At 52.7% G+C, this 18,856-nt stretch carries 15 protein-coding genes and 4 pseudogenes; 17 read left to right on the forward strand and 2 right to left on the reverse strand.

All coding sequences use genetic code 11. The features are described 5' to 3' along the window. Nucleotides 1-38 precede the first annotated feature (38 nt). The 10 genes and pseudogenes from gpFI to GNG27_RS10325 form a co-directional block, all read left to right on the forward strand. Nucleotides 39-452, forward strand: coding sequence for a DNA-packaging protein FI (gene gpFI / locus GNG27_RS10280; protein WP_156263605.1), 414 nt, complete (start codon nucleotides 39-41; stop codon nucleotides 450-452). A gap of 11 nt (nucleotides 453-463) precedes the next feature. After that, nucleotides 464-859: a head-tail joining protein gene (locus GNG27_RS10285; protein WP_156263606.1), complete on the forward strand. Its 396-nt coding sequence runs from the start codon at nucleotides 464-466 to the stop codon at nucleotides 857-859. After that, a pseudogene (locus GNG27_RS23685) lies at nucleotides 816-1,184 on the forward strand (phage tail tape measure protein); the annotation flags it as partial. The gene GNG27_RS10285 and the pseudogene GNG27_RS23685, both read left to right, overlap by 44 nt. Before the next feature lie 2 nt (nucleotides 1,185-1,186). Continuing rightward, nucleotides 1,187-1,525, forward strand: a complete 339-nt coding sequence (locus tag GNG27_RS10295) for a phage tail protein (protein ID WP_156263607.1) — start codon at nucleotides 1,187-1,189, stop codon at nucleotides 1,523-1,525. A gap of 57 nt (nucleotides 1,526-1,582) precedes the next feature. Beyond that, a complete protein-coding gene (locus GNG27_RS10300) occupies nucleotides 1,583-2,320 on the forward strand; it encodes a phage minor tail protein L (RefSeq protein WP_156263608.1) in 738 nt (245 codons plus the stop codon). 2 nt (nucleotides 2,321-2,322) lie between these two features. Continuing rightward, complete coding sequence (locus GNG27_RS10305; RefSeq protein ID WP_156263609.1) at nucleotides 2,323-3,069, forward strand: C40 family peptidase; 747 nt, start codon at nucleotides 2,323-2,325, stop codon at nucleotides 3,067-3,069. Further along, nucleotides 3,047-3,661: a tail assembly protein gene (locus GNG27_RS10310; protein ID WP_156263610.1), complete on the forward strand. Its 615-nt coding sequence runs from the start codon at nucleotides 3,047-3,049 to the stop codon at nucleotides 3,659-3,661. The genes GNG27_RS10305 and GNG27_RS10310 overlap by 23 nt, the downstream gene beginning before the upstream one ends. A gap of 53 nt (nucleotides 3,662-3,714) precedes the next feature. Then, nucleotides 3,715-6,178, forward strand: a pseudogene (locus tag GNG27_RS10315) (host specificity protein J); the annotation flags it as partial. 1,403 nt (nucleotides 6,179-7,581) lie between these two features. Then, nucleotides 7,582-8,712: a DUF1983 domain-containing protein gene (locus GNG27_RS23690; protein WP_231600453.1), complete on the forward strand. Its 1,131-nt coding sequence runs from the start codon at nucleotides 7,582-7,584 to the stop codon at nucleotides 8,710-8,712. A gap of 64 nt (nucleotides 8,713-8,776) precedes the next feature. Next, nucleotides 8,777-9,121, forward strand: a pseudogene (locus GNG27_RS10325) (WbuC family cupin fold metalloprotein); the annotation flags it as partial. 46 nt (nucleotides 9,122-9,167) lie between these two features. Here the strand turns inward: GNG27_RS10325 and GNG27_RS10330 are convergent. Beyond that, nucleotides 9,168-10,043 carry an extended-spectrum class A beta-lactamase CTX-M-3 gene (locus GNG27_RS10330; RefSeq protein WP_011091028.1) on the reverse strand — a complete coding sequence of 292 codons (876 nt, stop codon included), beginning with the start codon at nucleotides 10,041-10,043 and terminating at the stop codon, nucleotides 9,168-9,170. Between the two features lie 334 nt (nucleotides 10,044-10,377). Beyond that, nucleotides 10,378-11,640, reverse strand: a complete 1,263-nt coding sequence (locus GNG27_RS10335) for an IS1380-like element ISEcp1 family transposase (protein ID WP_000608644.1) — start codon at nucleotides 11,638-11,640, stop codon at nucleotides 10,378-10,380. Between the two features lie 284 nt (nucleotides 11,641-11,924). Here GNG27_RS10335 and GNG27_RS10340 point away from each other — a divergent pair, with 284 nt between their 5' ends. From GNG27_RS10340 to sufB, 7 genes and pseudogenes are all read left to right on the forward strand, one after another. After that, nucleotides 11,925-13,583 carry a LamG-like jellyroll fold domain-containing protein gene (locus tag GNG27_RS10340; RefSeq protein WP_156263611.1) on the forward strand — a complete coding sequence of 553 codons (1,659 nt, stop codon included), beginning with the start codon at nucleotides 11,925-11,927 and terminating at the stop codon, nucleotides 13,581-13,583. Then, nucleotides 13,583-13,885, forward strand: a complete 303-nt coding sequence (locus tag GNG27_RS10345) for a hypothetical protein (protein ID WP_156263612.1) — start codon at nucleotides 13,583-13,585, stop codon at nucleotides 13,883-13,885. The genes GNG27_RS10340 and GNG27_RS10345 overlap by 1 nt, the downstream gene beginning before the upstream one ends. A 9-nt stretch (nucleotides 13,886-13,894) precedes the next feature. Beyond that, nucleotides 13,895-14,884, forward strand: a complete 990-nt coding sequence (locus tag GNG27_RS10350) for a tail fiber domain-containing protein (RefSeq protein ID WP_156263613.1) — start codon at nucleotides 13,895-13,897, stop codon at nucleotides 14,882-14,884. Nucleotides 14,885-16,006: 1,122 nt separating this feature from the next. After that, the gene (locus tag GNG27_RS10355) at nucleotides 16,007-16,246 is read left to right on the forward strand and encodes a hypothetical protein (RefSeq protein ID WP_156263614.1); all 240 of its coding nucleotides are present in this window, start codon (nucleotides 16,007-16,009) and stop codon (nucleotides 16,244-16,246) included. Continuing rightward, nucleotides 16,246-16,560, forward strand: a pseudogene (locus tag GNG27_RS23695) (hypothetical protein). The gene GNG27_RS10355 and the pseudogene GNG27_RS23695 overlap by 1 nt, the downstream one beginning before the upstream one ends. A 421-nt stretch (nucleotides 16,561-16,981) precedes the next feature. Further along, nucleotides 16,982-17,350: a Fe-S cluster assembly scaffold SufA gene (gene sufA, locus GNG27_RS10360; protein WP_106993654.1), complete on the forward strand. Its 369-nt coding sequence runs from the start codon at nucleotides 16,982-16,984 to the stop codon at nucleotides 17,348-17,350. 8 nt (nucleotides 17,351-17,358) lie between these two features. Beyond that, nucleotides 17,359-18,846: a Fe-S cluster assembly protein SufB gene (gene sufB, locus GNG27_RS10365; protein WP_156263615.1), complete on the forward strand. Its 1,488-nt coding sequence runs from the start codon at nucleotides 17,359-17,361 to the stop codon at nucleotides 18,844-18,846. Nucleotides 18,847-18,856: the final 10 nt, after the last annotated feature.

Here is an 18,856-nt window from a genome sequence, read left to right on the forward strand (position 1 = left end):
CGGTGGCCCTTCGGGGCCAATTCTTCGGAGTAGCTTCCATGACTGAAAAAGAAACACTCATCGCCCGGCTGAAAGAGCTGGGCAAAATGCTTGGCCGCGACGTGAATACCAGCGGCACTATCCAGGAACTGTCGATGCGTATTGCAGAGCTCGAAGAAGAACTGGATGAGGGGGGGGAAGTTGCTACAGGCGAAAGCAACGGGCAGGGCGAAGCCGGTATTGTGGCTGGTGCGGGCGAAAATGTTCCCCCGGTAACAGCTGATACCACTGACGCAATCTTATCCGGTGATGGTGAGCTGGTGGCGGTTGAAACGCTGGTCACCCTGCATATTGACGCGTTGCACGCCGCACGAAATGAGCCTGTATCAATTGTGGAGCCTGGTGTCACGATCCGCGTTACCGGGAAGGAGGCAGGCTATCTGATTTCTCATGGACTGGTCCGCGACATCTGACAGGGGGCAAAGTGGCTGATCTCGAAAATCTCTTTGATGCAGCTATGTCACGGGCGGATGACACGATTCGCGACGTCATGGGCGCTGATGTAACGGTGACGTCCGGTGCATTGTCGGGCGTAACGATTCAGGGTGTCTTCGATGATCCTGAGAATATTGGTTATGCCGGGGCAGGGGTCCGGATTGAAGGAACCAGCCCGTCTTTATTTGTGAAATCAACCACTGTTCAGCAGCTGGAACGCATGGACACCCTGATGATTAACGGGCGGGCATTCTGGGTTGATCGTCTTGGCCCTGACGATTGCGGCTCCTGTCATATCTGGCTGGGCAACGGGAGTAGGGATCGTGGGCGCTGTCAGTTCGGCTATCGGATTTGCCGGAGGCGGCTATACCGGATCGGGCGGTAAATATGAACCTGCCGGGGTCGTTCATCGCGGGGAGTTCGTTTTTACCAAAGAGGCGACCAGCCGGATCGGGGTGGGGAATCTGTACAGCATGATGCGCGGTTACGCGTCCGGCGGACTGGTGGGTGGCGGCAATATGCCCGCTGCGGCCACGCGGGGGATCAGCGTTTATGCACCGGTCAGTGTCAGTCAGCAGGGTGGTGGCGAGTCCAGCCAGGCGGACACCATCGGAACGGCGCGGCAGCTTCAGGGCATTGTTCAGCAGACCATCACTGACCGGCTTAAAAAGGAGATGGGGCCGGGTGGTGTACTTTACCCAAGGAGGTAGCAGTGACAGACACATTCAGCTGGCGCACCCGTAAAACAGTCCGGGGAACGGAAAGCACCCGTACGCTTCAGTCCCAGTTTGGCGACGGGTATAAACAGATCGCCGGGATGGGGATCAATGACAAGTCCGAAGTCTGGGATCTTGACTGGACGGGAACACGAAGCGAAGCCGCAGTGCTGCGTGCGTTCCTTGTGTCGCACATCACAAAATCGTTCTGGTGGACGAACCCCTGGGGGGAGAAGAAGCTCTACCGGATGAAGGCTGATTCCTTCAGTGTTTCGTTCCCCTCTGGAAAAAAAGCGACAGTAGCGTTCACGTTCGAGCAGTCCTTTGCTCCCTGATTATTTTCAAATCCAGAATGACTTACCGCCTCCGGGCGGTTTTTTTATGGGGTGAATATGAGTTTCACGCAGGATATACAGCAGCTGGAACCGGGCCAGCTAGTCCAACTGATTGAAATAGACGGCACCGAATTTGGCATGGATACCATTTTGCGCTTCCATGCCCACAATATTTCTACTGCAGGCTGGGCTGCATTCGCGGCTGACAACCTCCCTGCCATTATCTGGCAGGGTCAGCAGTACGACCCTTACCCTTACGAGCTGAAAGGCCTGGAGCTGTCCAGCACCGGGGCGCAGCCCACACCCACGCTTTCCGTGTCGAACGTCGGCAACTACGTGACGGCGCTTTGCCTGGAGTATGACGACCTGGCGAGGGCGAAGGTGAAGATCCACACCACGCTGGCGAAATACCTGGACGCGGCCAACTGGACAGCTGGCAACCCGAACGCCAGCCCGGCGGACGAGCGTGTGCAGCTTTTTTACGTCAACGCCAAAACCGCTGAAACGCGGGTGCAGGTCGACTTTGAACTGTGCTCACCCTTTGACATCCAGAACCTGCAGCTGCCCACCCGCCAGATCACGCCAGTCTGCACCTGGTGCACGCGCGGCTGGTATCGCACCGGCACCGGATGCGACTACAACGGGAACCGCTATTTTCTCAAGGATGGCACTCCCACCGATAACCCGGCGCTGGATATGTGCGGCGGCCTGATGCCGGACTGCGAAGCGCGGTTCGGGGCCGGTAACCCGCTGCCGTTTGGCGGCTTCCCGGCGGCAAACCTTCAGGGTAAATGACCATGCGAAAAAAACTGATGGATGCGATCCGCGCCCATGTTGCCGCGGAATATCCGAACGAGGCCTGCGGCGTGGTGGTGCAGGCCGGGCAGGCGCAGCAGTACGTTCCATGCCGGAATATTTCAGCAACACCCACCGAGGCCTTCACGATCTCGCCGGAGGATAAGCTCGCCGCGTCGGAGAGGGGTGAAATCATTATGGTTATCCACTCCCATCCGGATGTGGTGCAGCTTGTGCCGTCTGAAATGGACAGGGTGCACTGCGACTGGTCCGGGGTGGAATGGGGCATCATGAGCTGGCCGGACGGGGATTTTTGCACGCTGGCACCCCGTGAGGACCGGGACTACGCCGGGCGGCGCTGGGTGCTGGGCTTTGCTGACTGCTGGTCGCTGATCCGTGAGTGGTACCAGCGTGAGCACGGCATTACCCTGGGCAATTACTCGGTCCCTTACGAGTGGTGGGAGCAGGGCGAAAATCGTTACGACGATAACTGGGAGGCAGAAGGCTTTGTTCAGGTGGACCCGGCTGATATGCGTCCCGGGGATATGATCATGATGCGCATACAGGCGCAGGTAACGAACCACGCGGCCGTTTACCTCGGTCATCACGAGCACCAGGACAATATCATGCTGCACCATAATTTCGGCAGCCTGTCTGCCCGGGTGCCGTACGGCAAGTATTACCGTGACCGCACCGTTCGTGTGGTCCGGCACAGGGAACTGATGAATGCTGAAGACACTCATTCTTGAAGGCCGCATGGCGAAAAAGTTCGGGCGCGAACACAAATTTCATGTTGAGGATCTGCGCGAGATGCTGCGCGCCATGTGCAGCCAGGTCCCCGGTTTTAAACGCTACCTGTCAGAAGGCCATATGCAGGGGATCCGCTTTGCCTTCTTCAATGGCAAAAACAACATCGGCCTCGATGAGTTCGACATGACCCGCGGCGGTACGGTGTACCGAATTTCAGCTATTACCGAAGGCGCAAAGCGCGGCGGCGTACTGCAGATCGTTATCGGGGCGGTCGCTCTCGTGGCCGCGTATTTTACAGCGGGCGCCTCGCTGACGGCGATAGGTCTGAGCACAGCTGCCGCAACCGCGACAACAACGGCCCTGACTGGCCTCGGTCTGTCGATGATGCTGGGGGGCGTCGTTCAGTTGCTGACACCCCAGCCAAAATACAATGTAGGCGCCTCATCCAGCACGGACAACAAACCCAACTACGCCTTTGGCGCGCCGGTGAACACCGTGGCTGTGGGTTATCCGGTCCCCGTTCTTTTTGGTGAGCGCGAGATCGGCGGGGCAGTCATCAGCGCGGGGATCTTCTCCAGCGACCAGCAGTAAATTTTATTGTCAGCTACAGGCCACCTCCGGGTGGCTTTTTTTATGGGTGAAATATGCGACTTCTCGAAGATGAAACCCTTATTCAGGGACGTAAAGGCGGTGGCGCTAAACAGCACACTCCTGTTGAGGATCCGGATGACCTGCTGTCGACAGCAAAATTAAAAATGCTGCTGGCGATTGCTGAAGGTGAAATCCAGGGCGAACTGACGGCGCAGAACATCTTCCTCAACGACACTCCGCTGGCGAACGCCGACGGCAGCTACAATTTCACCGGCGTGAAGTGGGATTTTCGCCAGGGCACCTAGGATCAGACCTATATTCAGGGATTGCCAGAGGTCGACAACGAAATGTCGGCAAACGTGGCAGTCACCACCACCGCGCCATGGACACGCCAGTTCTCTAACCTGATGCTGGATGCCGTGCGTATTAAGCTGAGCCTGCCCGTACAGTACACCTATAAAGACAATGGCGATATGGTCGGCACGGTCACGGAGTACGCCGTCGATCTCTCGACTGATGGTGCTGCCTGGCAGGCGGTGGTTAACGGCAAATTCGACGGAAAGACAACCACGGAATACCAGCGCGATATCCGCATTGACCTGCCAGCGGCCACTACCGGCTGGGCTGTGCGGGTACGCCGCATCACGCCTGATTCCATTGGTAACTCAAAACTCATAAACGCCTTCAAGGTGTTCTCGTTCGCTGAGGTGATCGACAGCAAGTTACGCTATCCCAATACAGCGCTGCTGTATATTGAGGTCGATGCCAGCCAGTTTACCAGTGGTGCGCCAAAGGTGACCTGCAGACCGAAGGGCAAACTGGTACGCGTGCCGGACTCTTACAATCCGGTTACGCGGACCTACAGCGGCACCTGGTCGGGCGGTTTTAAAATGGCCTACACCAACAACCCGGCCTGGATATTTTACGATCTGGTGCTGGATGAGATTTATGGCATGGGTACCCGCATCGATGCAGGCATGATCGATAAGTGGGAGCTGTATGCCATTGCGCAGTACTGTGACCAGCGGGTGTCGAACGGGGCGGGCGGTACTGAACCGCGCTTTACCTGCAACGTTTATATCCAGAGCCAGCAGGATGCCTACACCGTTCTCAGTGATCTGGCTGCTGTATTCCGGGGGATTACCTTCTGGGGTAACGACCAGATTTACGTGCGTGCGGATGTGCCGCAGGATGAGGTCGATTTTACCTATCATGCCTCGAACGTGATCGACGGACTGTTTACCTACGGCGGCGGCAGCTACAAAAACCGCTACTCATCTGCGCTGGTATCCTGGTCGGATCCTCAGAACCACTACAGTGACACCACAGAGAGTGTCTATGATTCCGACCTGGTGAAACGGTACAAGGTTAACCAGATGTCGATGACAGCGATCGGCTGTACGTCCCAGAGTGAGGCGCACCGCCGGGGCCGCTGGGCATTGCTGTCTAACGCGCGCGACGGAACGGTGTCATTTGGCGTGGGGCTGGACGGTTATATTCCCCTGCCTGCGGAAATTATCGGTATCGCGGATCCGTTCCGTGCCGCCAGGCAGAACGGCGGCCGTATCCGGGCGGTGAGCGGGCGTAACGTCACGCTTGATCGCCCCGTTGATTACGCAGCCGGCGATCGCCTGGTGGTCAACCTGCCGGACGGCAAGGCGCAGACGCGGACAATCGCGTCCGTCGGCGCGGACAAACAGACGGTGACGGTCACGACCCCCTTCAGGCTGCCGCCTGAGTCCGGCGCAGTGTGGGCCATCGACAGCGACAACCTGGCTATTCAGTATTTTCGTGTGACATCCATCCGGGCGAACGACGACAGCAACGGTGGTTTCACGATCACCGCGGTTCAGCATGACCCGAATAAATATCGCTATATCGATGACGGTGTGCGCATTATCCCGGCGCCGGTCACCGTCACGCCGGTAAATGTTCTGCCGGCACCGAAAAACATCATCCTCAGCGAAACCGACCACATCGAGCAGGGGCTTACCGTTGCCACCATGAATGCTTCCTGGGATCGGGTGGAAGGCGCTATCCGGTACCAGGCGCAATGGCGCAAGGATAATGGCGACTGGATAAACGTCCCGGTGAGCAGCGCCCAGGGATTTACGGTGCAGGGGATTTACACCGGGAGTTATGACGTGCGGGTGCGGGCGCTTAACTCCCAGGATTCAAGCTCGCCGTGGGGTTATGCTGACACCACCTATCTTACGGGCAAAAACGGCAGGCCGGGAACGCCGCAGGCACTGGCCGCCACGGACGATGTCGTCTGGGCTATCGATATCACCTGGGCTTTCCCGGATGGTTCTGGTGATACGGCATATACCGAGCTTCAGCGCGCCACCACCGAAGACAAGGCTAACCCGCAATTACTGGCGCTGGTGCCGTATCCGGCCACGCATTACCAGCATGGTCCCATGCTGGCGGGCGTCAGTCAGTGGTATCGTGCGCGCCTGGTGGATCGTATCGGCAACACCGGAGACTGGACGGAGTGGGCGGCAGGACAGTCCAGCTCGAAAGCCAGTGATTATCTCGACATGATCGGCGACACGCTTGAACAGACTGAAGGCTATAAAAACCTCGTGTCGGACATTGCCGATCTGGGTGAAGATATCCAGTCGGCGCGCGACGACATTAGCTCAGTCACAACAGAGTCGGCGGCGACCAAAGCGGGCCTGGCGAAGGAGATCACGGACCGTAAGAAAGCCATCACCGACGAGGCAGCGGCCCGCGGCCAGGCACTGCTGACCGAGAAGAACGAGCGCGTCGCGGATATCAGCAACGTCAACCAGACGATTCAGACCACCACCGAATCGCTGGCGCAGCAGATTGCGCAGGTGTCGGCGGGGACCGGTTCTCAGTTCGATCCGGCCAAAATCTGGTACTTCGATTCGACTGCGGAGGGCTGGTCCGGTAACGGCACGCCGACCATTGTTAACGGCTGGCTCCGTCCTGCCAACCACGCATCGGACCCGTACGTTGCTTCTCCTGCGACGCTGGGCATAACAGCAGCTGCGTATCGCTTCCTGAAGCTGCGTATCAGGAAAGTGGGAGCGCCTGCATGGGCGGGGGAAATCCGCTGGCGCAATGCGGCCAGTTTCAACGAAACCAACCGCTTCGTGGTGGCCGAACCGGCGTATAACGCCGACGGCGTTGCAACGCTGGAATGCGACGATATCCCCTGGCTGGCCGAGACGACGATTAACCAGATTCGGCTGGACCTTTCCAGCAAACAGGACGCGACGAACTACTTCCTGATTGACTGGGTGGCGATCGGGCGGCCAACGCCGGGCGCCGGGATGGCCGCCCTGCAGCAGGAAACGACAGCCCGTGTTACCGGCGACCAGGCGGAAGCCACGGCGCGCGAGACGCTGGCGACGCAGATCCGGGGCGGTTATACCGGTGACGACCCGTCAAAACTGGCCTCGGGCCTGCTGTATACCGAACGCCAGGCGCGCATCACGGCGCAGGAAGCGGAGGTGACAGAGCGGAAGAAGCTGGAATCGACCGTTAACGCTAACCAGGCTTCCGTTACTCAGGAGCTGGCGACGCTGACGAATGAGCAGGAGGCTCAGGCCACCACGCTTTCAGGCCTGCAGTCCACCGTTGGCAAAAATAGCGGTGACATTACACGCATCGATAAAGCGGTCGCGGATAACAACAAGGCGCAGACCACCGCGCTGGCTGCGGTTAAGGCCACGACCGACCAGAACACTTCGGACATCAGCACGGAAACCACTGCACGTACGAATGCTGACAGCGCACTCGGCCGCCGCATCGATACGCTGAAAGTGGATGTGGACGGCAACACGGCCAGCCGGGACGCCGGTATTGTCGGTAACGTCACCAATGCGCTCGCCAGCTTCACCGCGTTCTCTGAACAGCGCGTGACGTATGCTGTTGGCGAAACGAAAACGATGGCTGAAATCATCGAAAGCCGGAAGACCGCCGCGGATGCCACGAGTGCCGTGGCGGAGCAGGTCACCACGCTTAAGGCGACGGTTGAGCAAAACGGTAAGACCAACGCCGCCGCCATTACGCGCATTGATAAAGCTGTTACGGATCTGGAAAGCGCCACCGCGACCAGCATTGAGCAGGTGACGGCTGCGATCGACGATACCAATGCCAGTGTCCAGACGACCAGTAAAGCTGTTGCTGACATTACCGGTAAGCTGGGTGCCCAGTGGGGCGTTAAGGTTCAGGTGGAAGCGAACGGGGTTAAACGTATCGCGGGTATTCAGCTGGGCATTGATGCAACCGGGTCCTCAAACTTCCTGATTTCTGCCGATACGTTTGCGGTTTATAACCCGACGACAAAAGGACAGGAACTGGTGTTTGCCGCCACAGGCGGGCAGATGTTCATGCGATCGGTGTTCATCCAGGATGGTTCCATCGACAACGGCAAGATCGGCAATTACCTCCAGTCCAGCAACTGGGACGGGACCGGCAATGTCGGCTGGCATATCAATAAATCCGGGTATGCCACGTTTAACGGCGTGACAGTCAGGGGGACGATATATGCAACCAGTGGGGAATTCAGAGGGACAGTTTACGCGACGGATGGAGACTTCAAAGGCACAGTTTACGCGAACAAAATCGTAGGTGATGTCGTTAATATGTTCTCCTTCCCTGGTGGCAGATTCAGGGGAGAGCCAGGCCAACAAAGAGATTTTTATCGACAGGTTACCTGGGCGGGGGGTGTCCCATATGACGTCACTATCGCTGTTCCGACATTTGTCGTCTGGAATGAAAGTGAAGCTTATAATGGCTCTCTGGAAGCATATATCAATATAAACGGGAGAGATATTACAGTAGTGTCTCTTGGCTTTAAGCTATCGTATAACGACACCAATAGCGTCAGTCGTCAGGTTAACAGTTATGTACCCGTTACAGGTAGTCTGGATATTCCCGCAAACTCAGGCCCTGTGACTATACGTATTGGCCTTAGAGGGATTACCAGTGGGAGTACTCATATGGATATGCAGCCATCAATGGCGTTAATTACCAAAAGAAATTCCCCAAACTTCTCCGGTTATTCAGGTAATTAATTCCAGCCAGGTGGATGCTGGCGATTTGGCTTTAACGGGCTGGAAATAAAATCCGATATAAGTACCTGGGACCTACGTGCGCCCGCACCGACACCCTCACACCTTCGAGCTACTGTTGCCATTAAGGGGTCGTTTCGTGGTGCTGAATTTTGACGATCGGGGTACCGTCACCCATCGGGCGATATTGGGGGAAACCTGTACGGTGCTGGAGATGGCCGCAGGAACCTGGCATGCCGTGCTGTCGCTGGATACCGGTGGCATAATTTTTGAAGTAAAACACGGTGGCTATCAACCCGTGGCTGCCGATGACTATGCGCACTGGGCTCCAGCGGAAGGAGAACCAGGAACCACGGAGCTTATGGCCTGGTATGCGCAAGCGCAGGTGGGCGACAGCACTTTTGCCGTCTAAGGCGATAAACAAAAACGGAATGAGTTTCCCCATTCCGTTTCCGCTATTACAAACCGTCGGTGACGATTTTAGCCGCCGACGCTAATACATCGCGACGGCTTTCTGCCTTAGGTTGAGGCTGGGTGAAGTAAGTGACCAGAATCAGCGGCGCACGATCTTTTGGCCAGATCACCGCGATATCGTTGGTGGTGCCATAGTCACCGCTGCCGGTTTTATCCCCCACAACCCAGGAAGCAGGCAGTCCAGCCTGAATGCTCGCTGCACCGGTGGTATTGCCTTTCATCCATGTCACCAGCTGCGCCCGTTGGCTGTCGCCCAATGCTTTACCCAGCGTCAGATTCCGCAGAGTTTGCGCCATTGCCCGAGGTGAAGTGGTATCACGCGGATCGCCCGGAATGGCGGTGTTTAACGTCGGCTCGGTACGGTCGAGACGGAACGTTTCGTCTCCCAGCTGTCGGGCGAACGCGGTGACGCTAGCCGGGCCGCCAACGTGAGCAATCAGCTTATTCATCGCCACGTTATCGCTGTACTGTAGCGCGGCCGCGCTAAGCTCAGCCAGTGACATCGTCCCATTGACGTGCTTTTCCGCAATCGGATTATAGTTAACAAGGTCAGATTTTTTGATCTCAACTCGCTGATTTAACAGATTCGGTTCGCTTTCACTTTTCTTCAGCACCGCGGCCGCGGCCATCACTTTACTGGTGCTGCACATCGCAAAGCGCTCATCAGCACGATAAAGTATTTGCGAATTATCTGCTGTGTTAATCAATGCCACACCCAGTCTGCCTCCCGACTGCCGCTCTAATTCGGCAAGTTTTTGCTGTACGTCCGCCGTTTGCGCATACAGCGGCACACTTCCTAACAACAGCGTGACGGTTGCCGTCGCCATCAGCGTGAACTGGCGCAGTGATTTTTTAACCATGGGATTCCTTATTCTGGAAGAGACGAAATAACAACAACATGAATAGTCAATATTTTACCTGAAGCGAGCCACAACGCGTCCGATTTTATGCTTCCGAAAGGCAAATACGGACGTCGCCAGAATGAAACCTAAATTCCACGTGTGTTTTTTATTAGCTTCAAAAATCACTATTTCACGAAGAATTTAGACTGCTTCTCACACATTGTAACATTATTTACAACCACCTTTCAATCATTTTTGATAAATCATTGATTTCATCTTTGCTGCAATGATACTTAATAAACTCTGCAAGTTATCCACAGAGCAACACTCAATTTTATTGATGATATTCTTATTATACCAGACATTTTTCATACACTCCCTTGTACGGATAGTTTTCCGACAACTTCATGATTACATATCTTGCGGTTTTGATTATTTTTGCTGCAAGAAATACATACTTCAAACGAAAGGTCTTTATTTGCTGTCTGTATTCTGAAGAGTCCAAGGAATCAAACTTGAACAACAAAAATAGGTTATATGAAAGCATCATCATTTGAAACACGGCTTCATTCGCCCAAAATGACTTTAGCAAGAGATGACCCACCGCCATGTCGTATTTGGCTTCTTTGATATAGTTTTCAGCATTACCACGCTTTTCATAGTATATAACTACTTTTTCAGAAAGCAAGGTAGTATTTGTTACAAAGAAAAAGTAGTCGTATTCGGAACCTTCTAAAAGTGATAATTGTGCTCTTTCTTTTTCTGGTTTCAGTACGCGAGATACGACAAATCTTCTGTCTTTTTCCCATTTAACTAATTTTGTATACAGTTCTGTAGTTTCTCTACCTTCTTCTCCTTTAACGAATACAATTGATGAATTCGTTGCTTGTGAGGTGAGTGTAGAATAACTTTTGGCTTTAATTAAATATTTGCATCCAAGAGATTCTATCGTTTCGATAATTTTTTCATCAAAGTAGCCACTATCCATTCGAAATAAAATTTCTAAATCGTCTGATTTGATGTTAGCAACAATTTCTTTGATCATTTCCGCAGCACCGTTTGCAGTGTAAGTATTGCCACTTCTTACAAATCCGGTAACATATGCTTTTAATTCGTCGCAAAATGCAAATTGGATATTGTAGCATCGGTTTCCCAGTTTCTTAGGATTATATCCTTTTGACGCACCTTCTTGATGACCTTCTACGTTAATTACACTACTATCAATATCAATCGTAATGGATGTCAATTTACTTTTAGTGAGCAGTTTTTTAAAGACTTTAAAATTAATGTCTCTAAACATTTGGGTTGTCTTGAAGTTGAAGTTTCCTAGAAACCGTGACACTGTTTCAGGTTCTTTTACGGAAATATCAAACTCGTTGACGAGGGGATCATTTTGAAGTAGCTTTAGACGTTCTAACTTATCAATGCCAATGAAGTGACCGCAGAGCATGGTCTTTATATGATTCATCTTGATTTTATTTGTTGAGTCATTATCAAATACGAGGTCATTTTCAATAAAATCAAAAATCCCATTGCTTTTTGCATTCTCAAGGAGCAGAAAAAGACCTGCATTTGATGTTAGATTCTTAGCTTTGAAATCAATTTTATTAATCATAATTAGAACCCCTTTTTACTACTTTTCTTACTATTATTTTACCATATATCGAGTCATAAAAGCTGATAATTTAACATATTTTTGAGCACTTTTCTTTCACCCAATGGGTGAAAGCTGAATTTCGAAGGAATGCATATTTATCAAGGCTTTGATTATGCTTTTTGAAGTACTGACGTAGAATCTAGGAAGTATTTCGGCTGCGCACACGTTGTTTCTTCTGAATTCAATAATCACACCCTTATAACCCAGCTCCGGCTGGGTTTTTCATTTTAAGGACATCACGAATGGCCACACTTGATGACGATTTAGCGAACGCCGTCACGGAAGGTTTTCGCCTGGCGCAAAGCAGTATTATCAACCAGGACCTGATTTTATCGGGCACTGGTGACGTCACCGTTACTCTGGCAAATGGTTCGAAAAAAACGGGCCCCAGCTGGTCGAAGCTGATCACCGCCGCGAACGCGGCAGGGACCAGCGCGACCGCTGCCAAAAACAGTGAGACGAATGCACTGGCTTCCAAAAACGCTGCGGCAATCAGCGCAACGAACGCGGCAACGTCAGAGGGAAATGCCCTCGCTTCGAAGAACGCTGCGAAGACCTCAGAAACCAATGCGAAAACATCTGAGACGAATGCCAGGACGTCAGAGAACAACGCAGGGGCCAGCGCCAGTAGTGCCGCAGCATCGCTGGCCGCCGCGCAGCAGCTGACGTCTGTACCCTATGAGGCAGCGCCGTTCCCTGACGTATGGGCACCGCTCAACGACGATCTGCGCCTGCTCGCCGGATTCGCGCCCTATGACACGCTGACTATTTCCGGGCAGGTGCTGGAACTGCCGTCTAAATCTCTGACATTTTCCCGGGCATCCACTGCGACTTACATAGATAAATCTGGAGTGCTGCGTACAGCAGCTATTAATGAACCACGCTTCGAAAAAGAAGGTTTTTTAATAGAAGAACAAAGTACAAACTTTCTTAAGAGGTCGTCACCAACGGAATATGATCCTTCCATTATGCGATACGGGGCTGGCGTATCTGTTGTTTTTAAGCCAGATGGTGGCGTGGAAATCACTAAAACAGGTACAACAAGCGTATGGTTTGAGCAACATACTGGTGCCGCTACATATGAAGCGGCGAACCCTGTATCCATATCATGTGATTTGGTTGTTGAAGCTGGTGATGATGTTGCGATCGCAATAATTCGCAACACGTCATCAGAAGGTGATACCACTGCGGGGGTAACTACTGCTGTAGCAGGTCGCAATACTTTGTCTGTTACGACAGCAGGTACAACTGGCTTATATCGAATGGCTTTACGTATTCAATTCGGTGCCAGTGTACCTGTAGGTCATAAAGTAACACTTGATCGTATGCAATTAGAAGCATCTTTAACAGCAACTTCCTATATACCTACTAATGGAAACACAGCAACACGTGCTGCTGATGATTGCACTTTGCAACGCTCTGGTAATGATAACTACTTTGGACCTGTTACTTTTGCCATGGAGGTTCACTGTAACGGGCAAACGGTGGCGAGCAACGGCGCGAACAATCGCAGGGGTATCATTAGCTACTATCCCTCGTCCACAGAGTGGGTTTTCGCGGCGCTTAATTCCTCTCCCGGGTTATCAGGAAGGCCCATGTTTTGTTATGCAAGCCCCGCGCTGGTAGGGGGAGCGACGGCAATAGATGATGGGAAAATTCATAATATGGTGTTCGTCTCTGACACTATAAATAAGAAGATATTCACAGACGGAGCGGTTATCACCTCGGACATAATAACCAGACCGACGCCAGGAAATGTAGGCGTATCTAACAACACGATTTATATCGGTCGAGGTGCAGGGTCGGCTACCCCTGGCGTGCGAATGCTCAATGGCCACATCCGTAATCTGCGTATCTGGCACCGCGCACTCACTGACAATCAAATAAAAGGACTCCGCTAATGAGAGACTTATATCTGCGCTTTTCTGACGCCGATGAAATGCGTAGGCAGTTAATCGCGGCGGGATTTATTGATGATGAACAGCAGGGGTATTTATACCACCCGGATATCAGCCTGGATATCATCGGAGTTATTACCATCGTCAGCGATGTTGAAAATCCTGGGCAAGAAAACGAGTTAATAAAATATTCCGAGGAACCTGGTTATCACGCCAATATCCGGGTAATGAATGACGGGCTTGATTTATCACCTCTGCATGAATTCATCGTGACTCCAAAAACGCCTGCTCGCGTCTGGGCATAAGGAAATTACATGGCAAAAAGACAAGATAGTATTACTCTTACTGCGGCAGATGTAAAAGCCCTGAGTACAGAAGGTGGTACTGTAAATGGTAACGTGATATGCAAAAATAGTGTTCAGATTAAAAGTGTCGATGCTTCGTCAAATACGCTTCTTTATTTGCAGGATAATAATGGAGGTGCGAGAAGCATCTTCTTCACCGCGCCCAACGGTACTACGCAACTACAGGTTAACAGTAATCCAACGACGGTCAGCTATATTTACTCCTTTAACGTCGATGGAGGGTTTTCGTCTAAATATCTCAGCACAGGTGCTCCGTTGGCTACAAGCTGGGCGCAGTCCTGGCAACGGGGTTACGCTGGTGCGTATATGGACTCAACACTGGATAACCAGGGAATGGGGGCCATAGCTGCTTGGTCCTGGGGCTATCAACACGGCGGAGGTTACCCTCTGCGGACGAGCTGGGGTAATGTCGGCAATGGTACAGGTAACTGGGGCAATACCACGATGGTCCAGTTTGGGGATAGCGGCTCAAAAGTCCGTTACTGGCTTTTTACACCTGAAGCAGGGGATCTCGTCACCTCAGTGGGCGGGGACGGTGGGTTTGCCGGCAACTATACGTATCAGAAGGCAGCTACCTCTGATGCCACACTGAAGCACAATATCGCCTATGACGATGGCAAAGCCTCTTACGACAACATCAGGAAGCTGAAACCCTGCACGTTCGTGTATAACGGCGATTATCTGGAGCGTGTGCGCCGGGGGATCATCGCCCAGGACGCTTTACGGGATATTGACCGTGAGTATGTGAAGCTGGTTCCCGCTGCGCCTGAGTTTGACAAAGAGGGGAATCGTTGTGATAAAGACGACACCTTAGCTCTTGATAATAACGTCATCCAGATGGATACGGCGCTGGCGCTGCATCACGCGATTGCCAAAATCGAGGCGCTGACAATCCAGGTCACGCAGCTGCAGGCTGAGGTTCAGGCGCTAAAATCGTAACGGCACCAGGATGTTCATCAGTAATTATCATCAGCCGCATTTCGATCTCTTTGAAGAAAAAAAGCCCGTACGGGAACGGGCACAAATCCCTTAGTTTTGTTATCAATCCCGCGTTCAGGACGCAGGTAGTTAACATATCGGCAGCATAAGCCATTACTTTAGGTAGAGAGCATTAGCGCTTCGTTTAAAATCATCTAAAGTTAATGAAGGTGAATCCCCCTGTGCGGAGGGGCAATCCAGTTGCTGTTCGTGTAAATATGCTTGCGGCTCGTATAACTGGTAATGAGTCACCGGGAGGCACCCGGCACCTGTATCAGAGTAAGCTGTTTGTTTGTGCTGATAACCTTTGCCTGCTCAAGCGGCAGGCCTTTTTTTAAGACCTTGATGAGGAGTTTCTCATGGCAAATGTTGCGCTTTTAGCCGGTTTGTTTGTGCTTATCGTGTCGGGTCTTATCGGTCTTTCACGGGCATTATTAAATATCTGGTGCGGTCCGGAGCAACATTAAAACCATTCAGAATGACGCCTGACCCGGCTCAAAATATCTGTATTGTCCGGGGCTTTTGGTATCGGGCCAGAAGCATAATAAAGACAGTGAAGTGATGTTCATTTGAGCACATTGAAAGGGTTTTGAGGCTGGTTCAGCCAACAGTCTGAGGGCATACTTGTTATGAAATTCATCTGTCCTGCTTGCAAAAGTAATCGGTTCTTTTTCACCTCCTTCAATCCCGAGCAAAATCTGCCACACGGCGCGGTATGTTCCGTATGCGGAACCCGGCTTACTAAGCGCTCCATCCTTCCAACTCCGCGCAGAAGGCGATGGCCTAAACAGGTGGTTTAATCATTTGTGACACGAAGCGGCTTGCGATGATCGATGCAGTCCTTAGGGGTTTACATGACTTATTCCGAAACCAGCCACATATTGGCTTCTTCGAAAACTTCTCCCAGTATGCCCAGCATCGGCTTAACCTCTGTCTCTGAAAAATTTCTATGCACTCGCTTGGTTAATTCGGCAGTACAACCAGATGTTCAGCAGTAATTATCAATAGGCACAGCCTCCTTGCCCTGGCCCCCCTCTTAAAACTACTGTATAAACACACAGTAATAATAATTGAGAGGTCACCATGCCCCGCCGTTCCGACATTCACGCCGCATTTGTGGCCGCAATTCAGCTAAACCCCAAAGGCTACCGGTGCTTGCGCACTGAAGACTTTATCCGCGAGTTGGCAAAGGTCCATTGGCATTTCAGCCGGGCCGACGCCAACGAGTGGATACAGCGCTACCAGCCAGATTTCACGGATAAGACAACTGACGGAACCGACAATCACTACTGGATCCTGCGCAACATGGGGATGGTTCACTGATGGGCTTCGTATCTCCGGCAACCGATTATGTCGAGCAGCGCTTGTCGCCAGCCAGCATCTGCACCACGAACGAAAGTCGCATCCTCGAAACATCATCCGGGTTTGCTGTGATCGAGCCGTGCGCCCGGCTGGTACAGGGGTAGACTCTGCTGATCCTATCCGGTGGGCGGACGCAGTTTGCAAAGCTCAGAGGTAAGGCATTAATCACGGATGACGGCGAGGCGATCGAGGGGTTAGCGGCGGAAGAAGTCGAGGTGATGGGCAGGGTGACGTACTTCATCAACAGCACGGATGCTGATGGCGTTCCGGTGTAAAAAACGGTACGCATTTGGGGGCAAATTTGGGGGCAAAAGTAAGTTTGGGGGCGTGTTTAGGGGGGATGGAATGGCTGATATTGACCGTTATTGTCTAGCATGCGGATCTGCTAAGTTACTGAAATGATGATAATGGCCTGAATTAACTGAAATTAAAATATCTATCTCAAAAATAGGCATTTTCTATACATATTTTGTATTTATCCCGTTCAGCCGCGAATTAATGGGAAATCCCTCCTCCGATCAACATGTTAAGTTAATGTGATCATCCCTGTTAACCTCCATAGCAGGGTATATGCTTAATGAAAGTAGCCAAAAAGGGCGGTTAAGCCGAATGCCCCTGCAACTGAGGGGTTGAAGTGATAATCATTATCACTAACATGGTGTTATGCCCTGGGGGCGCAATACAAGAGGTGGATTTATGCAACAGCATTCAGAAACATTTGATCCGACGGAATTTGCGTGGCGTGGATTGTCGCTTACACCTGCCGCAGCGGCGCATATACGCGAGCTGGTAAGCAAGCAGGCGGGCATGCTGGGCGTGCGGTTAGGCGTTAAGACTACCGGCTGCGCCGGCTTTGGTTATGTGCTCGATACCGTCAGCGAACCGGCTAAAGACGATCTACTTTTCGAGCAGGATGGCGCCAGACTGTATGTTCCCTTGCAGGCGATGCCGTTTATTGACGGCACGGAAGTGGATTACGTGCGTGAAGGCTTAAACCAGTTATTCAAATTCAATAACCCGAAAGCCCAGAACGAATGCGGCTGCGGCGAAAGTTTTGGGGTATAGGCGGTATTATGTCTCGACATACTGAAGCAACTGACGACGTCAACACCTGGTCCGGCGGCCATATCAATTACAAAGAGGGCTTCTTCACCCAATTGCAGACCGATGAGCTGGCAAAAGGGATCAATGAAGAGGTGATCCGCGCCATTTCCGCCAAGCGCAACGAGCCAGACTGGATGCTGGAGTTCCGCCTGAATGCGTTCAAAGCCTGGCTGGAGATGGAAGAGCCACACTGGCTGAAGGCGCACTACGATAAGCTGAACTATCAGGATTACAGCTACTACTCTGCGCCGTCGTGCGGCAATTGCGACGACACCTGCGCCTCTGAGCCCGGCGCGGTACAGCAGACCGGGGCCAACGCCTTTTTAAGCAAAGAGGTGGAAGAGGCCTTTGAGCAGCTTGGCGTGCCGGTGCGGGAAGGACGCGAGGTGGCGGTGGACGCCATCTTCGACTCCGTCTCGGTCGCCACTACCTATCGGGAAAAGCTGGGTGAGCAGGGGATCATCTTCTGCTCCTTTGGCGAAGCCATCCACGATCATCCCGAGCTGGTGAAGAAGTACCTCGGCACGGTGGTGCCGGGCAACGACAACTTCTTTGCGGCGCTGAACGCGGCGGTAGCCTCCGACGGCACCTTTATCTATGTGCCGAAGGGCGTGCGCTGCCCGATGGAGCTGTCGACCTATTTCCGCATCAACGCTGAGAAAACCGGCCAGTTTGAACGCACCATTCTGGTGGCCGACGAGGGTAGCTACGTCAGCTATATCGAGGGCTGTTCCGCCCCGGTTCGCGACAGCTATCAGCTGCACGCCGCGGTGGTGGAGGTGATCATCCATAAAGACGCCGAAGTGAAATACTCCACGGTGCAGAACTGGTTCCCGGGGGATAACAACACCGGCGGCATTCTGAACTTCGTCACCAAGCGCGCATTGTGCGAAGGCGAAAACAGCAAGATGTCCTGGATCCAGTCCGAAACCGGCTCCGCCATCACCTGGAAGTACCCGAGCTGCATCCTGCGCGGTGATAACTCCATCGGCGAGTTCTACTCGGTGGCGCTCACCAGCGGGCATCAGCAGGCCGATACCGGCACCAAAATGATCCACATCGGCAAGAACACCAAATCGACCATCATTTCGAAGGGGATCTCGGCGGGTAAAAGCCAGAACAGCTACCGCGGGCTGGTCAAAATCATGCCGACGGCCACCAACGCGCGCAACTTTACCCAGTGTGACTCGATGCTGATTGGCCCGGACTGCGGGGCGCATACTTTCCCGTACGTCGAGTGCCGTAACAACAGCGCCCAGCTGGAGCACGAAGCTACCACCTCGCGGATTGGTGAAGATCAGCTCTTCTACTGTCTGCAGCGCGGCATCAGCGAAGAGGATGCCATTTCAATGATCGTGAACGGCTTCTGTAAGGATGTGTTCTCTGAACTGCCGCTCGAGTTTGCCGTTGAAGCGCAGAAATTACTGGCGATTAGCCTTGAACACAGCGTCGGTTAAGGATTAAGGA

Origin of the sequence: Leclercia sp. 119287 (genome assembly GCF_009734485.1) — a bacterium.
Taxonomy (GTDB): Bacteria; Pseudomonadota; Gammaproteobacteria; order Enterobacterales; family Enterobacteriaceae; genus Enterobacter; species Enterobacter adecarboxylatus_C.